Origin of the sequence: Vibrio renipiscarius (assembly GCF_000827885.1) — a bacterium.
Lineage (GTDB): Bacteria > Pseudomonadota > Gammaproteobacteria > Enterobacterales > Vibrionaceae > Vibrio > Vibrio renipiscarius.
Window position 1 is genome coordinate 1 of record NZ_JTKH01000002.1, and the last position, 4,843, is coordinate 4,843.

A 4,843-nucleotide genomic window follows, 5' to 3' on the forward strand; every position below is an offset into this window, starting at 1 on the left:
CCATCGTCTTTAATGACGATGTAAATGCGGGCAATGACCACATTTCGGATGAAGAAGACGATCCGGCCAATACGCCATTAGGCGTGGTGATCACCAGTCTGCCAGAATCAGGCGTGCTGCTCTATGATGGCCAAGCATTAACCGATGAAGATCTGACCCAATTTGATGACAACGGCGAGGTGATTGGCGAGCTGAAAACCTTCGACCCAACGTTGTTTACGTATGAAAACGATGACGAATCGACCGGCTTCTTCCTGGGCGTAAAAGAAGAGCCCGAAGGCTTTGAAGGCGATGAAAGTACCACCTCCTTCCTTAACTGGGGTGAGCCCGTCGATGGCGACCCAACCCAACGCGTGCTGACCTTTGAAGGCAGCGACGACGTGATCCGAATCACCGCTGAATCCAACAACGACCAACCACTGACGCAATACTTTGGTGATAAAAACCACATTGGTTACGGTCTGGGTGTGGGCAATGGGGATGGTATCCAAGCAAACGAATCGATCGTGATTGATATGTCAGAGCGTCCGGCAGATTCGGTCACGCTCGGTCTGGATGGTTTAGGCGGTTGGTTCTATGAAGCGCAACAAGCCAACCCAACCAGCGTCTTGATCACCGTGTATCTGGATGATGGCAGCACGATTGTCAAAGAGGTCACTAAAGAGACCTCAGGCAATAGCGATTTGTTCAAAGAAATTGAAATCTTTGCCTCAGAAGGGCAAGAAGGCGCGCAAATCACCAGTGTGGAAGTCTCCACCATTGGTAACGGCAACTGGGAGCTGCGCTACTTTGAAGCGAACCCTGCGGACGACAGTTTTGACTACCGCGCCGTCGACAGTGACGACAACGTCAGTGAAGAGCGCACCGTGAGTCTTGTTGAAGCCGATAATGCGCCGCCAATTGCAACCGACGATCCGGTGGCGTTTGAAGTGGCACTGGGTCAATTTAACGGTGACGACTGGAGTCATCCTGATGCGCAGGTCAGCGGCAGCTACCAAGGTGATGACAAAGACATTACCGAGAGTGGCGTGAAACGCGGCGTTGAGGGCGATGAAAACGGCGGCCCAGGCGCGCAAATTCAATACAACCGCACAGACGGTGAGTCGGAGCAATTTAGAATTGATCTTGATGAGCCAGTGACCGAGTTTACTTTCTCTGTCTCAAATCTATTTAAAGACGAAGGCGGTAACGGCAACCACGAGCAAGGCAAATGGGTGGCTTATTTCGGTGATAATGCGGTGGCCAGCGGATTGTTTATCGCCAATGAAGGCAACAGTAACGGCACCTACAGCTTTGATGAAAGCGCACTAGGCGGCGTAGCGTTTGACAGCATCGTGTTTGAGTCGGTGGACTTTGTCAACGAGCCGAGCCGAGGTTCGGATTCTTCCGATTACTTCCTGACCGGCTTTAAAGCGTCAAGCGACGGCGCGTATGTCGCCAATCAAGGCGACGTATTGCAAATCCCGGTCTCTGAGCTGCTGGGTAACGATGCCGATCCTGATGGCGACAACATCCGCTTTACCCATGTGTCGGATGCCAACAACGCCAACATCTGGATTGAAGATGGCATCGTCTATATCGATTTGGATGATGAGTTTAGCGGCGATACGCATTTTGACTACGTCATTACCGATGATAAAGGCGGCTTTGATGAAGCCAAGGTCTCCATCATTGTGAACCCGCTGCCAACGCCAGTGGAGGTCGAGTCGATTGACCTGCTTGATACCACCGTGGTGGAAGGGGATAACCTCGTTTATCAAGTGGCGCTGGAAGATGGCGTGCTGGAAGAGACTCGTTACAGCATCGACTTTGGTGCGGATGACGACACCGCGACCGACAACGACGTGGATTTAAGCACCGCTCAATTTACCAATGGCGTCACGTTTGACTCGGCGACCAATGAAATCGTCGTGCCGATTGGGATCAGCAATTTCAGTATTGTCATCCCAACCGTCGTTGATGGCATTTACGAGCTCACCGAAGATTACACCTTAACCATTGGTGGTGTGAGCGGTGAAGGCAACATCGAAAACGTCGATATTCCTCAAGTCCAAGTCTCGGACGATGTGGATGTTAGCGAAGGTCAATCTGCGGTGTTTACCGTTTCGTTGAGCACGCCAACGGAAGCGCCTACCACGATCAACTTAGGCATTAGCCATGTTACCACTCAAAGCGACGACATCAGCAGCATGGTGGTGGAGTTTGACGGTGAGAATGGCTGGGAAACCCTTGCCGTGGCCAACAATGGCGACGTTACGTTGCCTACGGGGATCAACGAAGTCCGCGTGACCGTCCCAACGGTGGATGACAACAATGCGCCGATTTACGAAGGGCCAGAAAGCTTTGAGTTAATCGCCAGTGGCGTCGTGGGGGCACAAGGCAGCGACAAAGGTGTCGCGACCATCTTTGATGATGGCAGCATCGATCCGAATGGACCAACGCCTGCAGACGATGACCGCCCAGTGGTCACCGATGTCAGCGAGCCAACCGTTGAAGAGGGCGGCATAGCGACCTTCGATGTCACGCTTTCTTCTAGCAGTACCACGCCAACCACCATGACGTTGAATTTGTCAGAAGGCAGTGCAACGGATCCGGCGGATTTCAACGGCAGTTCAGTGACCGTGAAATACGGCGCCACAACGCAAGTTCTGCCAGTGACCAACGACGGCACGGTGCAATTTGATTTGCCCGCGGGTGAGTCGAGTTTTGAAGTGTTGGTGCAAACCAATGATGACGTTATCGTCGATGATAATGAAACATTCAACCTTGCCGCCGCGACGGAATATCAACAAAACGATGTGGATGGTGATGCGACCATCACCGATGATGTTGATCCCGCGACGATCACCTTAACGGGCCCAGAGTCGGTGATGGAAGGCGCCCAAACCGGTGAATTTACCATTACACTCGCTGATCCGGCGAAGCCAAGCGGCACGCCGCTCGCGCCGGCCGGTAGCATCATCACCTTAAGCTACAGCTACGTGAATGCCGATGGCGATGACATTGTTGAAGTGCTCCAAGCAACCGTCAATCCGGATGGTTACACCGCAAACTTCACCATTGATACGGTACAAGACGATGTCTATGAAGAAGGTCAAGCCTTCACGGTATCGGTGGTGTCGGTAACCGATGATCAAAACAACAATATCTTTGAAGCGCTGGACTTAAGTAACGCCAACCAACATGTGTTGATTGATGACAGCAAAGACAACCCGCCAGAAGCGGAAGACTTTGATGTTGAACTGGATTCAAATGGCGGCGCTGCCATCGTCTTTAATGACGATGTGAATGCGGGCAATGACCACATCTCGGATGAAGAAGACGATCCGGCCAATACGCCATTAGGCGTGGTGATCACCAGTCTGCCTGAATCGGGCGTGCTGCTTTATGATGGCCAAGCATTAACGGATGAAGATCTGACCCAATTTGATGACAACGGCGAGGTGATTGGCGAGCTGAAAACCTTCGACCCAACGCTGTTTACCTATGAAAACGATGACGAATCGACCGGCTTCTTCCTAGGCGTAAAAGAAGAGCCCGAAGGCTTTGAAGGCGATGAAAGTACCACCTCCTTCCTTAACTGGGGTGAGCCCGTCGATGGCGACCCAACCCAACGCGTGCTGACCTTTGAAGGCAGCGACGACGTGATCCGAATCACCGCGGAATCCAACAACGACCAACCACTGACGCAATACTTTGGTGATAAAAACCACATTGGTTACGGTCTGGGTGTGGGCAATGGGGATGGGATCCAAGCAAACGAATCGATCGTGATTGATATGTCAGAGCGTCCGGCAGATTCGGTCACGCTCGGTCTGGATGGCTTAGGCGGCTGGTTCTATGACGCGCAACAAGCCAACCCAACCAGCGTCTTGATCACCGTGTCTCTGGATGATGGCAGCACGATTGTCAAAGAGGTCACCAAAGAGACCTCAGGCAATAGCGACTTGTTCAAAGAAATCGAAATCTTTGCCTCAGAAGGGCAAGAAGGCGCGCAAATCACCAGTGTGGAAGTCTCCACCATTGGCGACGGCAACTGGGAACTGCGCTACTTTGAAGCGAACCCTGCGGACGACAGTTTTGACTACCGCGCCGTCGACAGTGACGACAACGTCAGTGAAGAGCGCACCGTGAGTCTTGTTGAAGCCGATAATGCGCCGCCAATTGCAACCGACGATCCGGTGGCGTTTGAAGTGGCACTGGGTCAATTTAACGGTGACGACTGGAGCCATCCTGATGCGCAGGTCAGCGGCAGCTACCAAGGTGATGACAAAGACATTACTGAGAGTGGCGTGAAACGCGGCGTTGAGGGCGATGAAAACGGCGGCCCAGGCGCGCAAATTCAATACAACCGCACAGACGGTGAGTCGGAGCAATTTAGAATTGATCTCGATGAGCCTGTGACCGAGTTCAGTTTCTCCGTGTCAAACTTGTATAAAAACGAAGGCGGCAGCGGCAACCACGAGCAAGGCAAATGGGTGGCTTACTTCGGTGAGAACGCGGTGGCCAGCGGATTGTTTATCGCCAATGAAGGCAACAGTAACGGCACCTACAGCTTTGATGAAAGTGCCTTAGGCGGCGTAGCGTTTGACAGCATCGTGTTTGAGTCGGTCGACTTTGTTAACGAGCCGAGCCGAGGTTCGGACTCTTCCGATTACTTCCTGACCGGCTTTAAAGCGTCAAGCGACGGCGCGTATGTCGCCAATCAAGGCGACGTATTGCAAATCCCAGTCTCTGAGCTGCTGGGTAATGATGCCGATCCTGATGGCGACAACATCCGCTTTACCCACGTGTCGGATGCCAACAACGCCAACATCTGGATTGAAGATGGCATCGTCTATAT

Annotated in this window: 1 protein-coding gene; it reads left to right on the forward strand. The window is 52.5% G+C overall.

Going from position 1 to position 4,843, the window contains the following annotated elements; translation table 11 throughout:
* Positions 1-4,843: Ig-like domain-containing protein (locus OJ16_RS19580; RefSeq protein ID WP_173425118.1), on the forward strand; the 4,843-nt coding region annotated here is incomplete at both ends.